Below are 22,786 nucleotides of genomic sequence, written 5' to 3'. Positions count from 1 at the left end.
TGGTGGTGGACCGTGCGTCTCGTTATCGCCCGTTGCAGTGTCGACTATGCCGGCCGGCTCACGGCCCATCTGCCGATGGCCCTCCGGCTCATCCTGATCAAGTCCGACGGATCGGTCAGCATCCATGCCGACGACCGCGCGTTCAAACCGCTCAACTGGATGAACCCGCCGTGCTCGCTGCGCGAGGAGCCGTTCGACGAGAACGGCGCGATCGCCCGCTGGACGGTCACGCACAGCAAGTCGGGCGAGCGGCTGATCCTCACCATCCACGAGATCCAGCACGACTCCAGCCACGAGCTCGGGCTCGACCCGGGGCTGCAGAAGGACGGTGTGGAGGCGCACCTCCAGGAGCTCCTCGCCGAGCACATCACCACGCTGGGCGACGGCTGGACGCTGATCCGCCGGGAGTACCCGACCGCGATCGGCCCGGTCGACATCCTGTGCCGGGACGAGGGCAACGCCACGGTCGCGGTCGAGATCAAGCGGCGCGGCGAGATCGACGGCGTCGAGCAGCTCACCCGCTACCTGGAGCTGCTCAACCGCGACCCGCACCTGGCGCCGGTCCGCGGCATCTTCGCCGCGCAGGAGATCAAGCCCCAGGCCAGGGTGCTGGCGACCGACCGCGGCATCGGCTGCGTGACGCTCGACTATGACGCCCTGCGCGGAATCGAGCACGAGGGCACGCTCTTCTGACCGCCTCGCCGGGGCGTTCTCCGGCATCATGACGTTCATGAGCCTGCATGCCGGTGGCACCTTCGACATCGACCTCTGGGACGCGGCGAAGCCGTACGAGGACGGCGGCGGCATCGCGCTCACCCGGGTCCAGGTCCGCAAGACCTTCCACGGCGACATGGTGGGCGGCAGCACCGCCGAGCTGCTGACGGTGGAGACCCCGGCGGGCCCGGCCGCCTACGTGGGGCTGGAGACGGTGCGCGCCATCCTGCACGGCCGCGAGGGCACGTTCGTGCTCCAGCACAGCGCGGGCGGCGACGAGAACGGCCAGTGGCTGCGGTGGGAGATCGTGGCGACGTCCGGCACCGGCGAGCTGGCCGGCATCCGGGGCCGGGGCACGATCGAGGTGACGCCGGGCGGCGGGCACTCCTGGACGCTCGACTACGCGCTCGACTGAGTAATCTTCAGGGCATGCCCCCGGCGACCACCGACACCACACGGGAACGGATCATCGACGCGGCCGAGGAGTGCTTCGGCCGGTTCGGCGTGGCCAAGACCACGGTCGAGGACATCGCGGCCGCCGCCGGGCTCTCCCGGGCGACGGTCTACCGCAGCGTCACCGGGGGCCGCGACGAGCTGATCCTGGCCGTGGTGCTGCGCGACCTCGGCCGGTTCCTCGACCGGCTGAGCGAGCGGCTCCGGCACGCGAAGTCGGTGCCCGACGCGATCGTCGAGGGCACGCTGGACGCGGTGGCGTTCGTCAGCGCCGAGCCGACGGTGGCGCAGTTCCTGGTGCCGGAGGCGGCCGGGCACATGCAGGCGGCCGTGGCGGGGGCGGCCGAGCACGTGCTCGACCTCTGCTGCGACTACGTCCGGCCCTACTTCGACCTGGCCCAGCGGGAACGGCGGCTGCGGGCGGACATCGAGGTCGAGGGCACGGTGGAGTTCCTCTTCAGGATCATCACATCGCTGATCGTGATGGACCGGGAGCGGCCGGACGAGGGCACCCGCCACTTCCTGCGGACGTACGTGGTGCCCGTCATCGCCGGGCCCTGACACGAGGCATGCCCGCGACCCGGTAGCGTCATGATCGAGGCCGGTCGGGCCGCCAGGTAACGAGAGGGACGAGCAATGGGTTCGGTACACCAGATGAGGGGACGCTCGGCGGTCTCCCCCAGCCCGGTGTTCCTCGCCATCGTGGCGGCGACCATCGTGTTCGGCCTGATGACGTGGCGGTACGGCGGCACCATCGAGACCAAGTTCAGCCTCTCGCGCGTCTCGGTGTTCGGCTTCGTCCTGGCGGCCTGGGTGTTGTCGTTGTGCCTGCACGAGTTCGGGCACGCCTACCTGGCCTACAAGTCGGGCGACCACAGCGTCGCGACGCGCGGCTACCTCACGCTCAACCCGATGAAGTACGGCGACGTCACGCTGAGCTTCCTGATCCCGGTGCTGTTCATCCTGCTGGGCGGCATCGGCCTGCCCGGCGGCGCGGTCTGGATCGACCGGCACGTGATCCCGGGCCGGATCCGGCACAGCCTGATCTCGGCCGCGGGGCCGCTGTCCAACGTGATCTTCGCGGTGATGCTGGTGGCGGTCTACCGCAACTTCGCCTCGGCCGAGCACGGCGTCTTCTGGTTCGCGATGGCGTTCCTGATCTACCTTCAGGTGACCGCCGCGATCCTCAACCTGCTGCCGATCCCGGGCCTGGACGGGTTCGGGATCCTGGAGCCCTACCTGCCGCGGCGGTGGGTCGACCAGGCCAACCAGTACGGCGGCTACATCTTCCTCGCCCTGATCGCGTTGTTGTGGGTCAAGCCGATCAACGAGGCGTTCTTCAACGTCGTGCACAACGTCACCGACGCGCTCGGCGTGAGCGAGATGGCCATCCAGGTCGGCCTGGGCCTCTTCCGCTTCTGGTCCGACTAGCCCAAAATGGGCGGCAGATGGACGAAGAGACCGCTACCACCTCCCGCCCCGCCTGGCTGCGCGGCCACATGGCCCCGGTGCCCGACGAGATCGACGCCGTCGGCCTGGAGATCACTGGCACGCTGCCGCCCGCGCTGAACGGGCGTTACTTCCGCAACGGCCCCAACCCGCTGCCCGGCCAGGACTCCGGCCACTGGTTCACCGGCCACGGCATGATCCACGGGGTGCGCCTGCGCGACGGCCGCGCCGAGTGGTACCGCAACCGGTGGGTGCGCACCCGGGCGTTCACCGACGACGCCCCGTTCGTCGACGGCGACTTCGTGATCGACCGCGCCGCGGCCCGGGCCAACACGCACGTCATCGCGCACGCGGACCGGATCCTCGCGCTGATCGAGGTGGGGTTCCCCTACGAGCTGACGCCCGAGCTGGAGACGGTCGGGGCCTGCGACTTCGGCGGGGCCCTGAGCGGTGGGATGACCGCCCACCCGAAGGAGGACCCGGTCACCGGGGAGCTGCTGTTCTTCGGCTACGGCTTCACCCCGCCCTACCTCACCTATTACCGCCTGTCGGCGGACGGGCGGCTGGTCGAGAGCCGGGAGATCGTGGTGCCCGGGCCGACGATGATGCACGACTTCGCGATCACCGAGCACCACGTGGTCTGGCTCGACCTGCCGGTCGTGTTCGACCTGGAGCTGGCGGGCGGCGGCATGCCGTACCGCTGGGACGACGCGTACGGGGCGCGGATCGGCGTCATGCCGCGCCACGGTGACGGCGCGGTCCGCTGGTTCGAGGTGGACCCCTGCTACGTCTTCCATGTCGGCAACGCCTACGAGGACGCCCGGGGCCGGGTGGTCGTCGACGGCGCCCGCTACTCCCCGGACGGCTTCACCGCGGCCTGGTACGAGGTCGGCGGATCCAACCGGCCCCCCGGCGGCTCGGTGCGGGCCGTCGCCGGCGCCGGCCGGGCGGCGCTGCACCGCTGGACGCTCGACCCGGCGTCCGGGAGGGCCTCCGAAGAGCCGCTCGACGACCGGGGCGTGGAGTTCCCGACGCACGACGAGTCGCGCACCGGCCGCGACCACCGCTTCCTCTACACGGTGGCGGAGGGCGCGATCGTGAAGTACGACGTACGTTCCGGGACGTCGCGAGCGCTGGAGTTCGGCCCCGACGTGACGCCCGGCGAGGCCGTCTTCGTCCCGGACGGCGACGGCGGCGGGGGCGGCGAGGACGAGGGATGGCTGCTCTCGATCATCTCCGACCGGGACGGGCACGGGTCGGAACTCCTCGTCCTCGACGCGTCCGACCTCTCGTTCACCGCCACCGTCCACCTGCCGCGCCGCGTTCCGGCAGGGTTCCACGGGAGCTGGATCCCGGACGCCTGAGTCTCGTCGCCACGACCTCCGGCCTAAGGTGGTTTACTAAGCGGTATCTCATGCAAGCGAGTACTTACTGAGCTCGCCGAATCGGTCCCTTTCCGGGAGGTCCTCATGTCCGTGGCCACGGAGAAGAGCAGCAGCAGCTTCGCCTCGCTCAACCCGGCGACCGGCGAGGTGGTGGCCGAGCATCCGGTCCACGACGAGCAGGCGGTCGGCACGGCCGTCGAGCGGGCGCGCGACGCCGCCGAGTGGTGGCAGGCGCTCGGCTGGAAGGAACGGCGGCTGCGGCTGCTCAACTTCAAGGGCTCGCTCACCCGCAACCTCAACCGCGTCGCCGAGCTCATCCACCAGGAGACCGGCAAGCCGGTCCAGGACGCCCAGCTCGAAACGATCATGGCGATCACGCACATCGACTGGGCCGCCCGCAACGCCCAGAAGGTCCTCGGCCCGCGCAACGTCTTCCCGGGCATGGTCGCGATCAACCAGAAGTGCGTGCTGGAGTACCAGCCGCTCGGCGTGGTCGGCGTCATCGGGCCGTGGAACTACCCGATCTTCACCCCGATGGGCTCGATCGCCTACGCGCTCGCCGCCGGCAACGCGGTGGTCTTCAAGCCGTCGGAGTACACCCCCGGCATCGGCGTGCTGCTGGCCGAGCTCTTCGCCGCCGTGGTGCCCGAGCGCCCGGTCTTCCAGGTCGTCACCGGCCTCGGCGCGACCGGCGGCGCCCTCGCCTCCCACCCGGGGGTGGGCAAGGTCGCGTTCACCGGCTCGGCCCGCACCGCCAAGAAGGTCATGGCCGCCTGCGCCGCGAACCTCACCCCGATCGTGGCCGAGTGCGGCGGCAAGGACGCCTGCATCGTCGACGCCGACGCCGACCTGGCCGCCGCCGCCGACGCCGCGCTCTGGGGCGCGATGTCCAACGCCGGGCAGACCTGCATCGGCGTCGAGCGCATCTACGTCGTCGACAGCGCCTACGACGCGTTCCTCGGCGAGCTGACCGCCAAGGCCAAGGACCTGCGCCCCGGCTTCGACCGCGAGGCCGCGTACGGCCCGATCACGATGCCCGGCCAGCTCGAGATCATCGAGCGCCACATCCAGGACGCCCTGGCCAAGGGCGGCAAGGCCGTCGTCGGCGGCGCCGAGTCGGTCCGCAAGCCCTACGTCGAGCCGGTCGTGCTGACCGACGTGCCGGACGACTCCTCCGCCGTCTGCGAGGAGACCTTCGGCCCGACCATCACCGTCCACCGGGTCAAGGACCTCGAGGAGGCCCTCGAGAAGGCCAACCGGACCAGCTACGGCCTGGCCGGCACGATCTTCTCCGGCAACAAGGCCCGCGCGATGGACATCGCCCGCCGCATGCGCTCGGGCATGACCTCCATCAACGCGTTCGCCGCGTTCGCCCAGGTCGCCGCGCTGCCCTTCGGCGGCGTCGGCGAGTCGGGCTTCGGCCGCATCCACGGCGCCGACGGCCTGCGCGAGTTCACCCGGCCCAAGGCGATCACCCGCCAGCGCTTCGCCATCCCGGGCAACCTCACCTCGTTCTCCCGTACGGAGAAGGAGATGGCGCGCATCCTGCAGATGGTCACCATGCTTCACGCCAAGCACTACAAGCGCTGACAGTCGCTGTTTGCAACCTTGATGCAACGCTGCGTACTCCACCATGTCTGGTGTCGGACAAGGAGGGGACACACGGGCACCTCCATGGCCGCGCCGGCGCCGTCGAGCGCCGGCTCCGGCGCGGCCACCCGCCTTCGCAGGCGGCCTAGGGCGCCCCTAGGACGGCTTAGACGATCTAGGCCGTCCTAGGCGGCATAGATAGGGCTTAGTCCCCATGTGGGAGGCAGGGCCTTAGCGCGAACCTTGAGTCTGTCGGGCCGAACGGGTCGGACCGGCAGGACCGAGGAGAACGCCATGTTGCACCCCGACTTTTCCCGAGCGATCGTCGCCGACCGCGTACGCCGGCTGCGCGCCGAGGCCAAGGCCGACCGGAGGGCCGCCAAGGCCCGCAAGCGGTGACGGCCGGTGGCCACCGGTGACCGGGAACCACCCGGTCGTCGCACCGAGATGAGACCCGAGAGACCCCCGTCCACACGGACGGGGGTCTTTCCGTTGTACGGGGGCCTCCCGGCGCGGGGTCAGTGGCGGTGCCACCAGGCGGCCGTGTCGGGCGGCAGCACCAGGCAGTCGCCCTCGCGATCGATCGGCTCGCTGCTCAGCAGGAGTGGGCCGTACGCGGCGATGCGGGCGGTGCGGTCGCCGAGGTTGACCGCGCACCCCAGGGTTCCGCGCGCGAAGACCAACGTGCCGGGCGGCCCCTGCAACCACTCCAGGTCCAGGGCGGGGTGGGCGCGCCTGATGCGGAGTGCCTGCCGGTACAGGTTGAGGACCGATCCCGGGTCGGCGGACTCGGCCTCGACCGTGAGGTCACGCCACCCGGGCGGCTGCGGCAGCCAGCTCCGCCCGCTCGTGAAGCCGAACGGCGGCTCGGTGCCCTCCCAGGGCATCGGGACGCGGCACCCGTCCCTGCCGTCGCCGCGCTTGCGCCTCGGGTCCCGCTGGACCTCCTCGGGGAGGTCCGCCTCGGGCAGGCCGAGCTCCTCTCCCTGGTAGACGTACGCCGAGCCCGGGAGCGCGAGCGTGAGGAGGGCGGCGGCGCGAGCACGCCTGAGGCCCGTCTCGCCGCCGCCGTACCGCGTGACGTGGCGCCGCACGTCGTGGTTGGAGAGCACCCACGTCGCCGGGGTCGTGGAGTTCTCGACGACGTCGCGCAGCGCGGCCGCGGACCAGGGCGCCTTGAGGTAGTGGAAGTTGAACGCCTGGTGCAACTCGTCGGGACGGGTGTAGGCGGCGAGGCGTTCGAGCGTCGGGGCCTGCGCCTCGGCCACGGCGACCCGGTCGCCCTCGTAGGAGTCCAGGACGCGGCGGAAGCCGCGATGGATCTCGTGCACGCCGTCCTGGTCGAAGTAGGGCAGCACGGCGTCCTCGTGCCGGCGCTTCTCACTCTGCGCGGTGAAGCCCACGTCGGGCAGCCCGGGAGCCTTGACCATGCCGTGCGCCACGTCGACGCGGAAGCCGTCCACGCCGAGGTCCAGCCAGAAGCGCAGGACGTCCTCGAACTCCTCCCGGACCTCCGGGTTCTCCCAGTCGAGGTCCGGCTGCGCGGGGTCGAACAGGTGCAGGTACCACGACCCGTCCGGCACGCGCGTCCACGCGGGGCCGTCGAAGACCGACTCCCAGTCGTTGGGCGGCCCGTCGCCGCGGCCCTCGCGGAAGATGTAGCGGGCACGTTCCGGCGCCGCCGGATCGGCCAGCGCGGCCTGGAACCACGGGTGCCGGTCCGAGGTGTGGTTGGGCACCGCGTCCACGATGATCCGCAGGTCGTGGGCGTGCGCCTCCTTGATCAGGGCGCGGGCGTCCTCCAGCGTCCCGAACAGCGGGTCCACGTCGCGGTGGTCGGCCACGTCGTACCCGAAGTCGGCCATCGGGGACGGGTAGAACGGGGTGAGCCACAGCGCGTCCACGCCGAGCTCGGCGAGATAGGGCAGCCGCTCGCGGATCCCCGGCAGGTCCCCGACGCCGTCACCGTCGGAGTCGGCGAAGCTGCGCACGTACACCTGGTAGATGACCGCGCTCCGCCACCAGCTCTCCCCGGTCGGATCCCTCTCCGCGTCCCTCTCCGTACCCCTCGTCACTTCTCCCCCGCTCGTCGCACCGGCACCGAAAGATCACCATGCTAAGGCCGCCGCGACGCCGATCTGAGGCGTCTCGGACGAGGGATAGGGCGTCGTCCCCATGTGGAGGGCGCGGCCTTAGCGCGAACCTTGCGATGTCGGGCCGAACGGGTCGGCCGGACGGGAACCGAGGAGAACACGATGTCGCACGACCGGCGCCCGGAGAAGCCGCCGCCCGGCTGCCGCACTCCGAAGAAGCCCCCGTCGCCTCGCGCGGCGGGGGCCTCGTCGTGACCCGGCTCGGCGGGCCCTCCCTCGTCAGGCGAGGGGGGCGCGGCCGCGGATGAGGTCGGCGGCGCGTTCGGCGATCGCGATCGTCGGCGCGTTGGTGTTGCCGCGCGGGACGGTCGGCATGACGGAGGCGTCGACCACCCGCAGGCCCTCCACGCCGCGCACCCGCAGCTCCGGGTCGCAGACCGCGTCGTCGCCGCCCATCGCGCAGGTGCTCGTCGGGTGGAAGAGCGTGGCGCACTCCCGGCGGACGAAGTCCTCGATCGCGGCGTCGTCGTCGACCTGCTCGCCGGGCGCCCACTCGCCGCCGGCCAGCGCGGCCAGCGGCCCGGTGGCGGCGATCTCTCGGGCCTGGCGCACCCCCGCGACGAGGATGTCGAGATCCGCCTTGTCTGCCAGGTAGGCCGGGTCGATCAGCGGCTTGGCGTGCGGGCTGGCCGAACGCAGCGTCAGGGCGCCCCGGCTGCCGACGGCCACGGCGGTGACGAAGACCGACACCGCGCGCTCGGTCGACTCGACGAGCCCCTGGTTGACGAACGGCGTGGGCAGCACGTGGTACTGGAGGTCGGGGGCCGGCAGGCCCTCGGTGGTGCGGACGAAGCCGCCCGCCTCGGCCACGTTGGACGCGTACGGGCCGCGGCCCAGCGCCTGCCAGAGGGCGAAGGCGCGCGCGTTGGCGAGCTCCCACAGCGCCTTGTGCCGGGGCGTGGCGAACATGACGTTCACGAACGGGTGGTCCTGGAGGCCCCGGCCCACCGGCGAGTCGGCGACCACGTCGATGCCGTGCTCGCGCAGGTGGTCGGCGGGGCCGACGCCGGAGAGCATGAGCAGCTGCGGGCTGTTGATCGCGCCGCCGGACAGGACGACCTCGGCTTCGGCGCGCGCCTCGACCGACTCGCCGCGGGCCTCGTAGGCGACACCGGCCGCCCGGCCGTTCTCGATCAGCACGCGGGTGACGAGGGCGTCGGTGACCACGGTCAGGTTGGGCCGGTCCAGCGCCGGGCGCAGGTAGCCGACGGCCGTCGACCAGCGCTTGCCGCGCTTGTGGGTGACCTGGTAGAAGCCGACGCCGTCCTGCTCGGGCCCGTTGAAGTCGTTGTTGGCCGCCAGGCCGTACGCCTTGGCCGACTGCACCCACGCCCGGCTCAGCGGGTGCTTGTAGCGCAGGTCCTCGACGCGGAGCGGGCCGCCGATTCCGTGCAGGTCGGTCTCGCCGCGCTGCTGGTCCTCGGCCCGCCGGAAGTAGGGCAGGAGCTGGTCGAAGCCCCAGCCGTCACAGCCGTGGGCGTCGCGCCAGGTGTCGTAGTCGTACCGGTGCCCGCGAATGTAGATCATCGCGTTGGTGGAGGAGCTGCCGCCCAGCGTGCGCCCGCGCGGCCAGTAGACGGTGCGGCCCCGGGCGTGCTCCTGGGGCACAGTGTCGTAGTTCCAGTCGAACGGCCCCTTGATCAGCGAGGCCACCGCGGCCGGGATGTGGATCTCCGGCGCCTCGTCCGGCGGGCCCGCCTCCAGCAGCAGCACCTTGGTGCCCGGGTCCTCGCTCAGCCGGGCCGCCAGCACGCAGCCCGCGCTGCCCGCCCCCACGATGATGTAGTCGTACACGACTGCCTCCGGGTTTTCGCACCGCCCACCGAAAAGTATGCAAGACCCTACCGAACATAGTTCTGATCGGGTCCGTCGTAGGGTGGCGTTCATGGCGAAGAACAGGGAGACCCCGGTCGTACTGTCCCGTATCTACACCCGTACCGGCGACGACGGCACGACCGCCCTCGGCGACGCCTCCCGCGTCGGCAAGAACGATCCGCGCCTGGCCGCCTACGCCGACGTCGAGGAGGCCAACGCCGCCATCGGCGCCGCGCTCGCCCTCGGCTCCCTGCCCGAGGCCCTGGTCACGCTGCTGACCCGCGTCCAGAACGACATGTTCGACGTCGGCGCCGACCTGTGCGCCCCGCACATGGCCGAGCCCGCCTATCCGCCGCTGCGGGTCGACGGCTCCTACGTCGACTTCCTGGAGGCCGCCTGCGACGAGCACAACGCCGGTCTGGAGCCCCTGCGCAGCTTCATCCTCCCCGGCGGCGCCCCCGGGGCCGCCCTGCTCCACGTGGCGCGCACGGTCACCCGGCGGGCCGAACGTTCCGCCTGGGCGGCGATCGAGGCCCACGGCACCGCGCCGGACGAGGGCGGCGTCAACCCGGCCACCGCGCGTTACCTCAACCGCCTGTCCGATCTGCTGTTCATCCTGTGCCGGGTCGCCAACGCCGGTCACGGCGACGTCCTCTGGAAGCCGGGCGGCGAACGGTAGGGATAACCCCACCAAGAAGATTCCCGTCCGCCTCCTGGCTCGGCCCGGCGCCCGCGAGCGAAGCTGAGAACCGTACGGGGAGACCGGGCGAGGTGGCGGGAGACGGACGTGAAGACGCTGACGGGCACGATGGCCCTGGCCGGAGCGGCGGTGTCGGCGCTTGCGCTGAGCGGCTGCTCCGTCGATCTCGACGCCGGCGAGAAGCACGAGAACCGGTCGTACCAGATCACCCAGAAGGTCACCTCGATCAAGGTGACCTCCGACGTCGGCAAGGTCGAGGTGGTCGGCACGGACGCCGCCGTCGTCAAGGTGGCCGAGCGCCTGACCTGGACGAGCGAGCACCGCAAGCCCAAGCCGTCGCACGGCGTCGCGGGCGGGACGCTCACGCTGGGCGCCAAGTGCGAGGGCAACGTGATCGGGTTCAGCAGCTGCGGCGTGGCCTACCGCGTCGAGGTGCCGCGCGGCACCTCGCTCGACCTGCACAACGACGACGGCGCCCTCAAGGTGAGCGGGCTGCGCGGCGCGGTCCGGCTGAGCACCGACACCGGCTCGATCACGGCCACCGGCCTGGAGGCCTCGTCCCTGTTCGCCAGGACGGGCGACGGCTCGATCAGGCTCAACGGCCGCGCGGCGAACGCCGAGCTGCGCACCGACACCGGCTCCATCAAGGGCGACGGCCTCAACGTCGACCGGCTCACCGCCCATACCGGCGACGGGACGATCAACGTCAGGTTCACCGCCCCGCCCGGCTCGGTGGACGCCACCACCGACACCGGCTCGGTCGAGCTGGCCGTCCCCACCGGCGAGCCGTACGCCATCAGCCTCAAGGCCGACACCGGCTCCCTCGACGTCGACGCCGCGGTGCGCCGCGACGACGCCGCGCCCCGCAAGATCAAGGTGCGGACCGGCGACGGCAGCGTCGACGTCCGCCCTGCCTGAACGGACCGCCTGAACGGACCGCCTGAACGGGCCCCTCCAGCACGAACGGCGTGCCGCTCCCCCGGGATGATCCGGGAGGGCGGCACGCCGTCCGACCTGCTCTTCAGGCAGCGGGCGGGCCCGGTCAGCGGACCAGGCGGCCGCCCTTCCAGTCGAACGACCGGGTGGCCGCCGCCTTGGCGGCGATCCGGGCCTGGCCGTTCACCGGCAGCGTGCTGAAGGCGAACTTCTGGGTCGCGAACGCGGCCGCGTCGGCCATCTGGTCGAGACCCGTCCAGTCGATGTTCTTCATGGTGTCGCACGCGGCGTGGTAGCAGGGGTCGTAGGCCTTGCCGGCCTCACCGCCGTACCAGGCGACCTGCTCGGCGGTCTTGATGCCCTCGGCGCCGCTGAAGAGGCCGCCGGCCGGGATGCCGACCTCGATGAACGGCCCGTAGTCCGAGCGGCCGTCGAAGGCGGTCGGCTCGGACTTCAGGCCGAGCTTGCCGAAGTAGTCCACGAAGGTCTTCTCGATGGCGCCCGAACCGGCGGGCGGGTTGGTGCCCGAGCCCATCGAGTCGTCGCCGTCGTAGACGAACCGCGCGAAGTTGACCGAGCCGAGCATGTCGAAGTTGAGGTTCAGCGCGATCTTGTCCCGCTGCGCCGGCGTCAGGCTGCCGACGTAGTGGTAGGCGCCGACCAGGCCGGACTCCTCGGCGGCCCACCAGGCGAAGCGGACCTTGTTCTTGAGGTTCTTCTTGCCCAGCTTGTCGATGTTCTGCGCCATGGTCAGGATGGCGGCCGAACCGGAGCCGTTGTCGTTGATGCCCGGGCCCTCGGCGACGCTGTCCAGGTGCGCGCCGACGACGACCACGTTGTTCGGGTCGCCCCACGTGCTCTCGGCGATCACGTTCTGGACCGGCTTCGGCGTGTTGGTGACCTCGGTCTTGACGCGGACCTGCAGCGTCTTGGCCTCGGCCGGGGTGCGCAGCTCGGTGCCGATCTTGTACGTGGTGCCGATGACCGGGATGGGAGCGGGCTTGTCCAGGCCGAACACCGCCGGGGTGTCCACCGGCACGTCCGGGCCCTGGCGCTGGTAGATGATCACAGCGCCGGCGCCCGCGGCGACGGCCAGGTTGACCTTGTCGACGAACGCGCAGGTGCCGCGGCGGATCAGGGCGATGTCGCCCTTCTGGATGCCCTCGAAGTCGGCGGCCTCGCAACCGCTGTGACCGGCGGGGCCCTGGTCGCCGCCCAGGTCGACCGGGAAGACGTTGGCCGTCACGTCGCCGCTGCCGGAGTACTCCCAGGTGCCGTACTCCTCGTCGGCCTTGTAGGCCTGCTGGGCCGGCGCGACCTGCTCGAAGGCGCCCGGACCGTCCTGCTTGAAGACCCAGAACGGGACGGTCTGGGTCTTCGGCTCGAGGCCGGCCTTCTTGAGCTCGTTGACGACGTACTTCACCGAGATGTCGTACCCCGCGAGACCCGACTTGCGGTTGCCGCCGTTGTAGTCGGAGATCGTCTTGAGGTTGACCAGGTGCCGCTTCATCGCGTTGACCGTGACCAGCTTGGCGAGGTCCGGTTTCGCGGCCGCCTCGGCGGTCGGCGCGGTGACCAGGGAGACCGCAAGGATCGCAGCGGCTCCCATAGCGAACTTACGCAATATCCGCTCCTGTTTGGGGGAATGGCGGGGGGTTTATGCGTGATCTTGCAATTTCGTCACAAGAGTCACGCCGCCACAAGAGCGGTCGCTATGACAGTTGAGTCTCAGTTGTAACAAGGAGGTAAGGCGCCGACTCCCGGTCAGGCCACGGTCACGGTTCGTGTTGCGGGATGTCGACCGGGAAGCCGGGGGGCGCGGCCTCCAGCCACGACAGGAAGCCGGTCAGCGCGGAGGGGCTCATCGCCAGCTCCGCGGTCAGGTCGCCGTCCCGCACCTCGATGACGGTAACGTCCGGGAGCAGGCCGGCGGCCTCCTCGCCCTCGGGCCTGCGGCGCCCGGACACGACGAGGCCCCGGCGGTGAATCACCTGCCGGGGCCTGCGGCGGAAGCCGAACACACGGTGCCAGTTGAGCACGTCGCCTTTGTAGCGGCCGATGCCGAGCCGCCAGGCGCCGGGGGCGCGCGTCTCCCCGTTCTGGGAGAGGACGCGCAGGCTGCACTCCACCGCGCCGCCACCGCGGACGAACAGCCAGCGTCGTACGGTCATGCCGACGAACAGGAGTGCCACCAGCAGAACGACGGCGGCGAGCACCCCGCCCACATCAAGTGCCAGGTGCCCGCCCAAGTCCCCCTGCCCGTTCTCGGCTAAGCCTCGTGCCCGGCGGCGCGCAACCGCGCCCGGGCCCGCCGTTCGGCCGTGGAGTCCTCCTCGGCCGCCGACTGCGCGGACTGCAGGTCCTGCCGGGCGGCCGACACGTCGACCTCGCTGCCCAGCACGGCCTGTTCGGCCAGGACCGACACCTCGTCGTCGGCGATCGAGAAGAAGCCGCTGCCGACCATGGCGGAGATCATCTCACCGCCGTCGGCCGGTTCGATCTTGACCACACTACCGTCGAGGAGGACACCCAGCACGGGGGCGTGGCCCGGCATGATGCCGAGCTGGCCCTCGATGGTCTGGGCGACCACCATCTTGGCCTCGCCGGCCCAGACCTCACGCTCCGGTGAGACCAGGCCGACCTTCAGGGTTGCCACGTGTCAATCCTCCGAATACTGGAGCGGATCCGGCGGGGTCCGGGCGGTCCGCGACGCGGACCTGCGCCCGGGACCCCGTCGGAGCGGACTACTTCTCCAGCTCCTTGGCCTTCTTCTCGACATCCTCGATGCCGCCGCACATGAAGAACGCCTGCTCCGGGATGTGGTCGTACTTGCCCTCGGCGATCGCCTTGAAGGAGGCGATCGTCTCGTCCTTGGGAACGGTCACACCGGGCTGGCCGGTGAACTGCTCGGCCACGTACATCGGGTGCGACAGGAAACGCTCGATGCGCCGCGCCCGGTTGACGGTGACCTTGTCCTCTTCGGAGAGCTCGTCGATACCGAGGATCGCGATGATGTCCTGCAGTTCCTTGTACTTCTGCAGGATCCGCTTCACCTCCTGGGCGACGCCGTAGTGCTCGGCCCCGAGGATCTGCGGGTCCATGATCCGCGAAGTCGAGTCGAGCGGGTCCACCGCCGGGAAGATGCCCTTCTCGGAGATGGACCGCGAGAGCGTCGTGGTCGCGTCGAGGTGGGCGAACACGGTGTGCGGCGCCGGGTCGGTGATGTCGTCCGCGGGAACGTAGATCGCCTGCATCGAGGTGATCGAGTGACCGCGGGTCGAGGTGATGCGCTCCTGGAGCACGCCCATCTCGTCGGCCAGGGTGGGCTGGTAGCCCACGGCCGAGGGCATGCGGCCCAGCAGGGTCGACACCTCGGAACCGGCCTGGGTGAAACGGAAGATGTTGTCGATGAACAACATCACGTCCTGCTGCTGCACGTCACGGAAGTACTCGGCCATGGTCAGGCCGGACAGCGCGACGCGGAGACGGGTGCCCGGGGGCTCGTCCATCTGGCCGAAGACCAGGGCGGTGTCCTTGAGGACGTCCGCCTCGTCCATCTCCACCCAGAGGTCGTTGCCCTCACGGGTGCGCTCGCCGACGCCGGCGAACACCGAGGTGCCGCCGAAGTTGCGGGCGACGCGCCGGATCATCTCCTGGATGAGGACGGTCTTGCCCACGCCCGCGCCGCCGAACAGGCCGATCTTGCCGCCCTTGACGTACGGGGACAGCAGGTCGATGACCTTGATGCCGGTCTCCAGCATCTCGGTCTTCGACTCGAGCTGGTCGAAGGCCGGGGCCTTGCGGTGGATGCCCCAGCGCTCGCTGACCTCGAGGGAGGCGGTGGGCACGTCCAGGGTCTCGCCCAGGGCGTTCCACACGTGGCCCTTGGTCACGTCGCCGACCGGCACCGAGATCGGGCCGCCGGTGTCGCTGACGGCCGCGCCGCGCACCAGGCCGTCGGTCGGCTGCATGGAGATGGCGCGGACCAGGTTGTCGCCGAGGTCCTGCGCGACCTCGAACGTCAGGGTCTTGTCCTCGCCGCCGAGGCTGACGTTGGCGTGCAGCGCGTTGTAGATGCCCGGGATGGCGTCGGCGGGGAACTCCACGTCGACGACCGGGCCGATGATCCGGACGACACGCCCGGTGGCGGTCGCCGTTTCTACCTGTGCAGTCATTCTTACTCCCCGCCAGAATCGGCGAGCGCGTCAGCGCCACCGACGATCTCGCTGATTTCCTGGGTGATCGCCGCCTGCCGCGCCTGGTTCATCTGGCGCGTGTAGACCCCGATCAGTTCGTTGGCATTGTCGGTGGCCGACTTCATCGCGCGGCGCCGCGAGGCGTGCTCGGAAGCGGCCGACTGGAGCAGCATGTGGAAGATGCGGCTCTCGATGTAGTTCGGCAGCAGCAGGTCGAGCGCGGCCTCGGCGGACGGCTCGAAATCGTACGCCGGCGGCACCTGGCCGGAGCTCGTCTCCTCGATGTCGAGCGGCAGCAGCCGGCGGACCTGCACCTGCTGCGTCAGCATCGAGACGAACTCGGTGTAGACCACGTGGATCTCACCGACGCCGCCCTCGGCGTCCGTCTTGAGGAAGTCGGCCGCCAGGCGGCGGCCGATCCGCTCGGCGTCGGCGAACTGGGGCCGGTCGCTGAAACCGGTCCAGTCGGCCTCGATGTCACGGCCACGGAACCGGTACCAGGTCAGCGCCTTGTTGCCGACGATGTAAGGGAGCGGCTGCTTGCCCTGCTCCCGCAGCCCCTTGATCAGTCCTTCGGCCTCACGGATCACGTTGGCGTTGTAGCCGCCGCAGAATCCGCGGTCGCTCGTGACGATCAGCACGGCGGACCGGGAGTCCTCCGGCTGCTCCTTGAGCAACGGGTGGTCGATGCTGACGTTGTGGCTGACCAGGGCGGTGATCGCCTGCGTGATCTGGTCGGTGTACGGCTTGGACGCCGCCACCGCGTTCTGGGCCTTGACGATGCGCGAGGTCGCGATCATCTCCTGGGCCCGGGTGATCTTCGCAGTCGACTTCACCGACCTGATCTGCTGCCGGAGTTGGCGAAGCTGTGCGGGCATCGCCGATCAGTCCTTCTTCGTGACGCGGGTGATCTTCTCCTGCTCGACGTCCTCGTCACCCTTGGCCGCGATGCTCGGGTCGTCCTCGCCGAGGAGGTCGCCGGCGCTCGTCTCGAAGCCCTTCTTGAACTCCGTGATGGCGTCCTTGAGGGTCGTCAGGCCGTCGTCGGAGAGCTTGCCGGTCTCCCGGATGGAGGTCAGCAGGCCGTCGTGGTTGCGCACGACGTACTCGAGGAAGTCGGTCTCGAAGCGGCGGACGTCCTCGACCGGGACGTCGTCGAGCTCACCGGTCGTGCCGGCCCACACCGAGACGACCTGCTTCTCGACGGGGAACGGCGAGAACTGCGGCTGCTTGAGCAGCTCGACCAGGCGGGCACCGCGGTCCAGCTGGGCGCGGGAGGCCGCGTCCAGGTCGGACGCGAAGGCGGCGAACGCCTCCAGGTCACGGAACTGCGAGAGCGCCAGGCGGAGCGTGCCGGCGACCTGCTTCATGGCCTTGATCTGCGCGGAACCACCGACTCGGGAGACGGAGATACCGACGTTGATGGCCGGCCGGACGCCCTGGTTGAACAGGTCGGTCTCCAGGAAGCACTGGCCGTCGGTGATGGAGATGACGTTGGTCGGGATGAACGCCGAGACGTCGTTGCCCTTGGTCTCGATGATCGGCAGACCCGTCATCGAGCCGGCGCCCAGGTCGTCGGAGAGCTTCGCGCAACGCTCCAGGAGCCGCGAGTGCAGGTAGAAGACGTCACCCGGGTAGGCCTCACGGCCCGGCGGGCGACGCAGGAGCAGCGACACGGCGCGGTAGGCCTCGGCCTGCTTCGACAGGTCGTCGAAGACGATCAGGACGTGCTTGCCCTGGTACATCCAGTGCTGGCCGATCGCGGACCCGGTGTAGGGGGCGATGTACTTGTAGCCCGCGGGCTCGGAGGCGGGCGCGGCGACGATCGTGGTGTACTCCAGCGCACCGGCCTCTTCGAGGGTGCGGCGCACGTTGGCGATCGTGGAGCCCTTCTGGCCGATGGCGACGTAGATGCAGCGGACCTGCTTCTTCTCGTCGCCGGAGAGCCAGTTCTCCTTCTGGTTGATGATGGTGTCGATGCAGACCGTGGTCTTGCCGGTCTGCCGGTCACCGATGATCAGCTGCCGCTGGCCACGGCCGATCGGCGTCATCGAGTCGATGGCCTTGATGCCGGTCTGCAGCGGCTCGCCCACCGACTGGCGCTGGACGACGGTCGGCGCCTGAAGCTCCAGCGCACGCCGCTCGGTCGACTCGATCGCGCCCTTGCCGTCGATGGGGTTGCCCAGCGCGTCGACGACGCGGCCCAGGAAACCGTCGCCGACGGGGGCCGAGAGCACCTCGCCGGTGCGGCGGACCTTCTGGCCCTCCTCGATCGTGCTGAAGTCCCCCAGGACAACGGCACCGATCTCGCGGACGTCCAGGTTCAGAGCCAGGCCACGGGTACCGTCCTCGAATTCGAGGATCTCGTTGGCCATCGCCGAGGGCAGACCCTCCACGTGGGCGATACCGTCGCCGGAATCGACAACGGTGCCGACCTCTTCGCGCGCGGCTGCCTCGGGCTCGTACGACTGGACGAAGCGCTCCAGCGCGTTCCGGATCTCATCCGGACGGATCGTCAGCTCCGCCATGATTCCTCTCTTGCTCCCTTAGGGGTCCGCTAGCCGGCGAGCCGCCGGCGGACGTCGTCCAGCCGTCCGGCGATCGTGCCGTCGATGATCTCGTCCCCGATCTGGATCGACAGACCGCCGATCGTGGTGGGGTCGAGCTCGATGTTCAGGTGTACTTCGTGGCCGTAGGCCGCGGCCAGGACCGCGGCCAGCCGGGTGCGCTGGGCCTCCGTGAGCTCGACCGAGGTGCGCACGAGCGCCACCAGGCGCTCCCGGCGCTGGGCGACGAGCTTGCCGTAGTCGGCCAGCCCGCTCTCCAGGCTACGTCCTCGCGGACGCAGTACCAGCTCGGCGACCAGCGTCAGCGCGGACGGCGTGACCTTGCCCTCCAGGAGCGTGGTCACCAGGCCCTCCTTGCGGTCGACCGGCAGCCCGGGGCCGGCGAGGGCCCCGCGCAGCTCCGGCTCGCGCTCGACGACCCGGGAGAACCGGAAGAGCTCGTCCTCCAGGTCGTCCAGCCGCCCCTGCGCCTCGGCCCGCGCGGACTCGGCGCTCACCGCGAGCACCTCGATCGCGTCGGACAGCTCCGCGGGCTTCGACCAGCGCAGCCGGACGACGTCGGCGACCAGCCCGAGAGCGGCCGGCGAGACCTTGCCCTCGAGCAGCCCCTGCACGAGGCCGGCCTTGTCGGCGCCGCTCCGGGACGGGTCGGAGATCGCCCGGCGCAGGCCGTGCTCGCGGTCGATCAGGTTGAGCACCGCGAACAGGTCGCCGCCGAGCGCGTCCAGATCGGCCGAGGAGATGACGGCCTCGAGCCGCTCCCTGGCCTCCGCCAGCGACGCCCTGCTCACCGCTCCCGTGATGGTCATGAGGTGATCTGCTCCTGCGACCGAGCCCGGCCCTCGAGCTCCTCGAGGAACCGGTCGACCACGCGGCTCTGCCGGGCGTCGTCCTCGAGGGACTCGCCCACGACGCGGCCGGCCAGCTCGACCGACAGCGTGCCGACCTCGGCGCGGAGCTGCTGCAACGCCTGCTGCCGCTCGGCCTCGATCTGCGACTGGGCCGCCTCGACGATGCGGCGCGCCTCGGCCTGGGCCTGCTCGCGCATCTCGGCGACGATCTGCGCACCCTGCTCGCGAGCCTCCTCGCGGAGCCGGGACGCCTCGTGCCGGGCCTCGGCCAGCTTGGCCTTGTATTCGTCGAGCGTGGCCTGGGCCTCGGCCTGGGCCTCCTCGGCCCGCTTGAGGCCGCCCTCGATCTCGTTGGAACGCTCGGCGAGCGTCGCCTGGATCTTGGGCACCAGGAACTTGCCGACCAGGATCAGCACGATCGCGAAGGCGATGGTGCCGACGACCAGTTCGCCGATCTCCGGCAGCAGCGGCTGGTAGTCGCTTTCCTCCTGCGCCACCGAGCCGGTGGCCAGCAGGTTGTACATGAGGGTTCCGCCTTCCTGTCAGGAAAGTGCCAGGAGGGTCAGCTGTGGACGAAGCCCACAACGAAACCGATGAGGGCGAGCGCCTCGGTCAGCGCGAAGCCCAGCAGCATGTTCTGACGGATGACATTGGTGAGCTCCGGCTGGCGCGCGATGGCCTGCACGCCCTGACCGAAGATGATGCCCACGCCGACGCCCGGGCCGATGGCGGCGAGACCGTAAGCGATGGAACCAAGGTCGCCGGTGACTTCGGCAAGGTTGCCCATTCTGATTTCCTTCTCACTCGGCCGGTGGGTTGGTAGGAGCCACCGGAGCTTTGCGGTTGGGGTTGAAGGTCGGTCAGTGCTCGGGGTGCAGAGCTCCGCCGATGTAGGAGGCGGCCAGCAGGGTGAAGATGAACGCCTGCAGGCTCTGCACGAAGATCTCGAACGCGGTCATGATGATCGACATCAGGAATCCGACGATGCCGATGCCCGCGCCCAGGACGGTGAGCTTCTCGGCCAGGAACCACCATGCGACGCTGGCGAAGAAGGCGAGCAGCAGGTGACCGGCGAACATGTTGGCGAAGAGCCGCACGGAGTGCGTGAACGGCCGGAGGATGATGTTCGAGAGCAGCTCGATCGGCGCCAGGATGACGTAGATCGCCTTCGGCAGCCCGGGCGGGAACATCATGTTCTTGAAGTAGCCGACGAGCCCCTGGTGCTTGATGCTGAGGAACAACATCATCACGTAGACCACGAGGGCCAGCACGATCGGCATCGCCATGTGCGACGTGGCCGGCAGCTGGAGCACCGGGATCACGCCCGACAGGTTCAGGAAGAGGACGAAGAAGAAGGTGGAGAACAGGAACGGCATCCACCGGTCCCCGTCCGCGCCGATCATCGGCCGGGCCACCTGGTCCCGGACGAAGAGGTAGGCGACCTCTCCGACGTTCTGCACGCCCTTGGGCACCAGCTTGGGCGCGTGGAAGGCCCGCCACGAGAAGAGGACGACCACGAGCGCGGACAGCATGATGATGAGGACCGGCTTGGTGAACCAGTCGAGCCACGCGGGACCGCTCGGGAACAGGGGGCCCCAGTCGAAGATGTTCAGCCCCGGGACGTGGTCCTGGAACGTCTCTCCCTCGGAGGCGAGGAGGTGCGGCGCGCTCACGCGGCAGTCCCTTCGTCGGTGACCGACTGTTCCGTCGGTGCTTGCTTGTGCGTGCCCGAGGGGCGCGACTTGAGTCCAAAGACGATGGTGGTCTTCTCCGCGGGCGGCGCGGTCAGCGTCCGTAGCGGTGATAGACCAGGTAGAGCGCGAGACCGAGGCCCACCAGGATTCCGATGGGGAACAGCGCCGAAGTGCCCAGCCAGCGATCCAGCAACCAGCCGAGACCGCCGTAGACGGCCATTCCGCTCAGCACGTAGCTGGGGATCGACCAGGCGGCATTGGCGAAGTTGCGGTGGTCCGACTCGTCGGACCCCGGATCGGGCCGGTGCCCCTCCTCGCTCATCGCAGGACGGACCATAGCAGGCCACCCCCCTGGTGGTCATATTGGAGTAGTCCTTTTGCGCCAACACGACCAAGGGAGTCATCACGGACTCCGGTCGGCGCCGGCCTGAGGGGCCTCGACGTGCTCGTCGGCGCGGGCCTGGCCGTCGGTGCCCGCCTGCTCGCCGGCGCCGGTCGTGACCGGCTCGGCGGGCTCGTCGATGTAGAGCGTCTTGGTCGTGAGGGTGTGGCGGATCTCCGCGCCGATCCAGACCAGGGTCAGCGCGATCACCGTCCAGGCGAAGACCTTGTTGTTCCAGGCGGTCACGCCTTCGAACACCGAGATCAGGGCGAACATCCCGATGATCTTGAAAATATAGCTGAAGACGGCGGCGGCGAACATCGCCTGCGCGGAGATCTTCGACGCGTAGCTGACGGCCACCACACTGATGCTGAAGAACGCGATCACCACGAGAGTGGCGATGGCGGCACCCAGCGCCCCCTTGGCTCCGCCGACCAGGAAGCCGACCACGATGGCGGCGGCACCCGCGAGGACGGACGGGATCGCGGCGCCGCGGAGAATCCGGGCGTCGGAAGGCTGCATTGTGGGCTCCGGCTCGATGACTTCAGTGTCGTCTCTTGTTCGTGAAAGGTATCACAAGCGTCCAGAACGCCCACAATTACCCTAGAGGTAACGCGTCCGCGTTCGCGCTGGTAACTTTCCCCACACGGACTGTAGCCCAGGTCATCGCATGGTTCTGCGGAAAGCGCACGGCGGGTGGACGCGCCGCTCGGGCACGGACCGGCTGCTAGACGGGCTGGCGGGGACGGGCCTCGACGGCCGGGCCGCCCGCGTGCCGCGGCCTGCGGCGGCGCACCATGCGCGGGGCGGCGATCATGACGACCACCCCGGCGAGGGCGACCACGATGGTCACCGACGCCACCAGCGGGACCGAGTTGGTGGTGGAGAGGCCGACCAGGCTGGACGCGATCAGCGCGACCCAGAAGTACATGATCAGGACCGCGCGGCGGTGGGAGTGGCCGAGCTCCAGCAATCTGTGATGAAGATGTTGCTTGTCGGGCGCGAAGGGCGAGCGGCCCTGGTTGGTGCGGCGCCAGACGGCCAGCAGCATGTCGATGAACGGGACCGCCGCGACCGCCGGCACCAGCAGGATCGGCACCCACAGCGGCATCTGCGCGTAGGCGCCGATGACGGCCGGGTCGAACGTGCCGGTGAGCATGATCGTCGCGGCGCTGAGCAGCAGGCCGATGAGCATCGACCCGGTGTCGCCCATGAAGATCCGCGCCGGGTTGAAGTTGTGCGGCAGGAACCCCGCGCAGACGCCGACCAGCACCGCCGCCGTGAGCGTGGAGCCGGTCAGGGTGGTCAGCCCGTTGGTGAACGAGAGCAGGTAGGCATAGGAGAAGAGCGCCATCGCGGCGATGCCGACCACGCCGGCGGCCAGGCCGTCGAGGCCGTCGATGAAGTTGACCGCGTTGATCGTGGCGACCACGACCAGGACGGTCAGCGGCACGCCGTACGCCGGGGGCAGCGACAGCGCCTCGCCCGTGGGCAGCGGGAGCTGGTAGAGCTGGATGCCCTGCATGACGAAGATGCCCGCGGCGGCGACCTGGCCGGCGAACTTGGTGAGCGCGTCGACGCCCCACCGGTCGTCCGCGATGCCGACCAGGACGATCAGCCCGCCGGACAGCAGCAGCGCCTTGCCGGTGCCGATGTCGGCGTTCTCCAGCACCTTGCCCATCACCGGCAGGCCGTGCGCCAGCACCAGCGCGGCGGCGAGCCCGCCGAACATCGCCAGCCCGCCCAGCCGGGGCGTCGGGATCACGTGCACGTCGCGGTCGCGCGGCGCCGCCTGGGCGCCGAACCACACCGCGAAGCTGCGGACGGCGGGCGTCAGCAGGTAGGTCACGAGAGCGGCGACGAGGATGGTGAGCAGGTACTCGCGCACGCCCCGCCCCTCC

The 22,786-nt window shown here is 70.1% G+C and carries 23 protein-coding genes; 8 read left to right on the top strand and 15 right to left on the bottom strand.

The window, feature by feature from the left end; genetic code table 11:
• Positions 1-12 precede the first annotated feature (12 nt).
• From nucS to ABZ810_RS08660, 6 genes are all read left to right on the top strand, one after another.
• A complete protein-coding gene (gene nucS, locus ABZ810_RS08685; protein ID WP_358401009.1) occupies positions 13-693 on the top strand; it encodes an endonuclease NucS in 681 nt (226 codons plus the stop codon).
• 37 nt (positions 694-730) lie between these two features.
• A complete protein-coding gene (locus ABZ810_RS08680; RefSeq protein ID WP_358401006.1) occupies positions 731-1,129 on the top strand; it encodes a DUF3224 domain-containing protein in 399 nt (132 codons plus the stop codon).
• Positions 1,130-1,143: 14 nt separating this feature from the next.
• On the top strand, positions 1,144-1,728 hold the full coding sequence (locus ABZ810_RS08675) for a TetR/AcrR family transcriptional regulator (protein WP_358401003.1): 585 nt from the start codon (positions 1,144-1,146) through the stop codon (positions 1,726-1,728).
• Positions 1,729-1,821: 93 nt separating this feature from the next.
• Positions 1,822-2,598, top strand: coding sequence for a site-2 protease family protein (locus ABZ810_RS08670; RefSeq protein ID WP_358401001.1), 777 nt, complete (start codon positions 1,822-1,824; stop codon positions 2,596-2,598).
• A gap of 17 nt (positions 2,599-2,615) precedes the next feature.
• Entirely contained in the window at positions 2,616-3,980 is a 1,365-nt protein-coding gene (locus ABZ810_RS08665; protein ID WP_358401000.1) for a carotenoid oxygenase family protein, read from the top strand.
• Between the two features lie 105 nt (positions 3,981-4,085).
• Positions 4,086-5,591 carry an aldehyde dehydrogenase family protein gene (locus ABZ810_RS08660; protein WP_358400998.1) on the top strand — a complete coding sequence of 502 codons (1,506 nt, stop codon included), beginning with the start codon at positions 4,086-4,088 and terminating at the stop codon, positions 5,589-5,591.
• 518 nt (positions 5,592-6,109) lie between these two features.
• Here the strand turns inward: ABZ810_RS08660 and ABZ810_RS08655 are convergent.
• Together ABZ810_RS08655 and ABZ810_RS08650 are read right to left on the bottom strand one after the other, a co-directional pair.
• On the bottom strand, positions 6,110-7,666 hold the full coding sequence (locus tag ABZ810_RS08655) for a glycoside hydrolase family 13 protein (protein WP_358400995.1): 1,557 nt from the start codon (positions 7,664-7,666) through the stop codon (positions 6,110-6,112).
• A gap of 297 nt (positions 7,667-7,963) precedes the next feature.
• Positions 7,964-9,538, bottom strand: a complete 1,575-nt coding sequence (locus ABZ810_RS08650) for a GMC family oxidoreductase N-terminal domain-containing protein (RefSeq protein WP_358400993.1) — start codon at positions 9,536-9,538, stop codon at positions 7,964-7,966.
• 91 nt (positions 9,539-9,629) lie between these two features.
• Between ABZ810_RS08650 and ABZ810_RS08645 the strand changes: the two genes are divergently transcribed.
• Together ABZ810_RS08645 and ABZ810_RS08640 are read left to right on the top strand one after the other, a co-directional pair.
• A complete protein-coding gene (locus ABZ810_RS08645) occupies positions 9,630-10,238 on the top strand; it encodes a cob(I)yrinic acid a,c-diamide adenosyltransferase (protein ID WP_358400990.1) in 609 nt (202 codons plus the stop codon).
• A gap of 108 nt (positions 10,239-10,346) precedes the next feature.
• Positions 10,347-11,177 (top strand): DUF4097 family beta strand repeat-containing protein, encoded by an 831-nt coding sequence (locus ABZ810_RS08640; protein WP_358400988.1) that lies wholly within the window; start codon positions 10,347-10,349, stop codon positions 11,175-11,177.
• A gap of 124 nt (positions 11,178-11,301) precedes the next feature.
• Here the strand turns inward: ABZ810_RS08640 and ABZ810_RS08635 are convergent, their stop codons facing one another.
• The 13 genes from ABZ810_RS08635 to ABZ810_RS08575 all read right to left on the bottom strand — a co-directional run bounded on the left by ABZ810_RS08635 (position 11,302) and on the right by ABZ810_RS08575 (position 22,773).
• Positions 11,302-12,804 carry a M28 family peptidase gene (locus ABZ810_RS08635; protein ID WP_358400986.1) on the bottom strand — a complete coding sequence of 501 codons (1,503 nt, stop codon included), beginning with the start codon at positions 12,802-12,804 and terminating at the stop codon, positions 11,302-11,304.
• Positions 12,805-12,970: 166 nt separating this feature from the next.
• Positions 12,971-13,444: a DUF2550 domain-containing protein gene (locus ABZ810_RS08630; protein ID WP_358400984.1), complete on the bottom strand. Its 474-nt coding sequence runs from the start codon at positions 13,442-13,444 to the stop codon at positions 12,971-12,973.
• 20 nt (positions 13,445-13,464) lie between these two features.
• Positions 13,465-13,851, bottom strand: a complete 387-nt coding sequence (locus ABZ810_RS08625) for a F0F1 ATP synthase subunit epsilon (protein ID WP_358400982.1) — start codon at positions 13,849-13,851, stop codon at positions 13,465-13,467.
• A gap of 88 nt (positions 13,852-13,939) precedes the next feature.
• Positions 13,940-15,370: a F0F1 ATP synthase subunit beta gene (gene atpD / locus ABZ810_RS08620; protein ID WP_358400979.1), complete on the bottom strand. Its 1,431-nt coding sequence runs from the start codon at positions 15,368-15,370 to the stop codon at positions 13,940-13,942.
• A 2-nt stretch (positions 15,371-15,372) separates the two neighbouring features.
• Positions 15,373-16,269 carry a F0F1 ATP synthase subunit gamma gene (locus ABZ810_RS08615; RefSeq protein WP_358400978.1) on the bottom strand — a complete coding sequence of 299 codons (897 nt, stop codon included), beginning with the start codon at positions 16,267-16,269 and terminating at the stop codon, positions 15,373-15,375.
• A 6-nt stretch (positions 16,270-16,275) separates the two neighbouring features.
• The gene (gene atpA / locus ABZ810_RS08610) at positions 16,276-17,919 is read right to left on the bottom strand and encodes a F0F1 ATP synthase subunit alpha (RefSeq protein ID WP_358400976.1); all 1,644 of its coding nucleotides are present in this window, start codon (positions 17,917-17,919) and stop codon (positions 16,276-16,278) included.
• Positions 17,920-17,948: 29 nt separating this feature from the next.
• Positions 17,949-18,767 (bottom strand): F0F1 ATP synthase subunit delta, encoded by an 819-nt coding sequence (locus ABZ810_RS08605; protein WP_358400974.1) that lies wholly within the window; start codon positions 18,765-18,767, stop codon positions 17,949-17,951.
• Complete coding sequence (locus tag ABZ810_RS08600; RefSeq protein ID WP_358400972.1) at positions 18,764-19,333, bottom strand: F0F1 ATP synthase subunit B; 570 nt, start codon at positions 19,331-19,333, stop codon at positions 18,764-18,766. Before ABZ810_RS08600 ends, ABZ810_RS08605 begins: the two co-directional genes overlap by 4 nt.
• Positions 19,334-19,371: 38 nt before the next feature.
• Complete coding sequence (atpE, locus tag ABZ810_RS08595) at positions 19,372-19,596, bottom strand: ATP synthase F0 subunit C (RefSeq protein WP_358400970.1); 225 nt, start codon at positions 19,594-19,596, stop codon at positions 19,372-19,374.
• Positions 19,597-19,669: 73 nt separating this feature from the next.
• Entirely contained in the window at positions 19,670-20,482 is an 813-nt protein-coding gene (gene atpB / locus ABZ810_RS08590; RefSeq protein ID WP_358400968.1) for a F0F1 ATP synthase subunit A, read from the bottom strand.
• Positions 20,483-20,594: 112 nt separating this feature from the next.
• Positions 20,595-20,825, bottom strand: a complete 231-nt coding sequence (locus ABZ810_RS08585; protein ID WP_358400965.1) for an AtpZ/AtpI family protein — start codon at positions 20,823-20,825, stop codon at positions 20,595-20,597.
• Between the two features lie 81 nt (positions 20,826-20,906).
• Positions 20,907-21,407 carry a hypothetical protein gene (locus ABZ810_RS08580; protein ID WP_358400963.1) on the bottom strand — a complete coding sequence of 167 codons (501 nt, stop codon included), beginning with the start codon at positions 21,405-21,407 and terminating at the stop codon, positions 20,907-20,909.
• Positions 21,408-21,612: 205 nt separating this feature from the next.
• Positions 21,613-22,773, bottom strand: a complete 1,161-nt coding sequence (locus ABZ810_RS08575; protein ID WP_358400960.1) for an MraY family glycosyltransferase — start codon at positions 22,771-22,773, stop codon at positions 21,613-21,615.
• Positions 22,774-22,786: the final 13 nt, after the last annotated feature.

Origin of the sequence: Spirillospora sp. NPDC047279 (assembly GCF_040643285.1) — a bacterium.
Lineage (GTDB): Bacteria > Actinomycetota > Actinomycetes > Streptosporangiales > Streptosporangiaceae > Spirillospora.
The sequence above is the reverse complement of the archived record's forward strand: the minus strand, read 5'-3'. Positions and strand labels throughout refer to the sequence as shown.

Coding starts and splice junctions, on each gene's coding strand:
- ABZ810_RS08675 (WP_358401003.1), top strand. CDS start 1,144: ATGCCCCCGGCGACCACCGACACCACACGGGAACGGATCATCGACGCG.
- ABZ810_RS08645 (WP_358400990.1), top strand. CDS start 9,630: ATGGCGAAGAACAGGGAGACCCCGGTCGTACTGTCCCGTATCTACACC.
- atpD (WP_358400979.1), bottom strand. CDS start 15,370: ATGACTGCACAGGTAGAAACGGCGACCGCCACCGGGCGTGTCGTCCGG.
- ABZ810_RS08615 (WP_358400978.1), bottom strand. CDS start 16,269: ATGCCCGCACAGCTTCGCCAACTCCGGCAGCAGATCAGGTCGGTGAAG.
- ABZ810_RS08585 (WP_358400965.1), bottom strand. CDS start 20,825: ATGAGCGAGGAGGGGCACCGGCCCGATCCGGGGTCCGACGAGTCGGAC.
- ABZ810_RS08580 (WP_358400963.1), bottom strand. CDS start 21,407: ATGCAGCCTTCCGACGCCCGGATTCTCCGCGGCGCCGCGATCCCGTCC.
- ABZ810_RS08635 (WP_358400986.1), bottom strand. CDS start 12,804: ATGGGAGCCGCTGCGATCCTTGCGGTCTCCCTGGTCACCGCGCCGACC.
- ABZ810_RS08600 (WP_358400972.1), bottom strand. CDS start 19,333: ATGTACAACCTGCTGGCCACCGGCTCGGTGGCGCAGGAGGAAAGCGAC.
- ABZ810_RS08670 (WP_358401001.1), top strand. CDS start 1,822: ATGAGGGGACGCTCGGCGGTCTCCCCCAGCCCGGTGTTCCTCGCCATC.
- atpE (WP_358400970.1), bottom strand. CDS start 19,596: ATGGGCAACCTTGCCGAAGTCACCGGCGACCTTGGTTCCATCGCTTAC.
- ABZ810_RS08660 (WP_358400998.1), top strand. CDS start 4,086: ATGTCCGTGGCCACGGAGAAGAGCAGCAGCAGCTTCGCCTCGCTCAAC.
- ABZ810_RS08605 (WP_358400974.1), bottom strand. CDS start 18,767: ATGACCATCACGGGAGCGGTGAGCAGGGCGTCGCTGGCGGAGGCCAGG.
- ABZ810_RS08680 (WP_358401006.1), top strand. CDS start 731: ATGAGCCTGCATGCCGGTGGCACCTTCGACATCGACCTCTGGGACGCG.
- atpA (WP_358400976.1), bottom strand. CDS start 17,919: ATGGCGGAGCTGACGATCCGTCCGGATGAGATCCGGAACGCGCTGGAG.
- ABZ810_RS08665 (WP_358401000.1), top strand. CDS start 2,616: ATGGACGAAGAGACCGCTACCACCTCCCGCCCCGCCTGGCTGCGCGGC.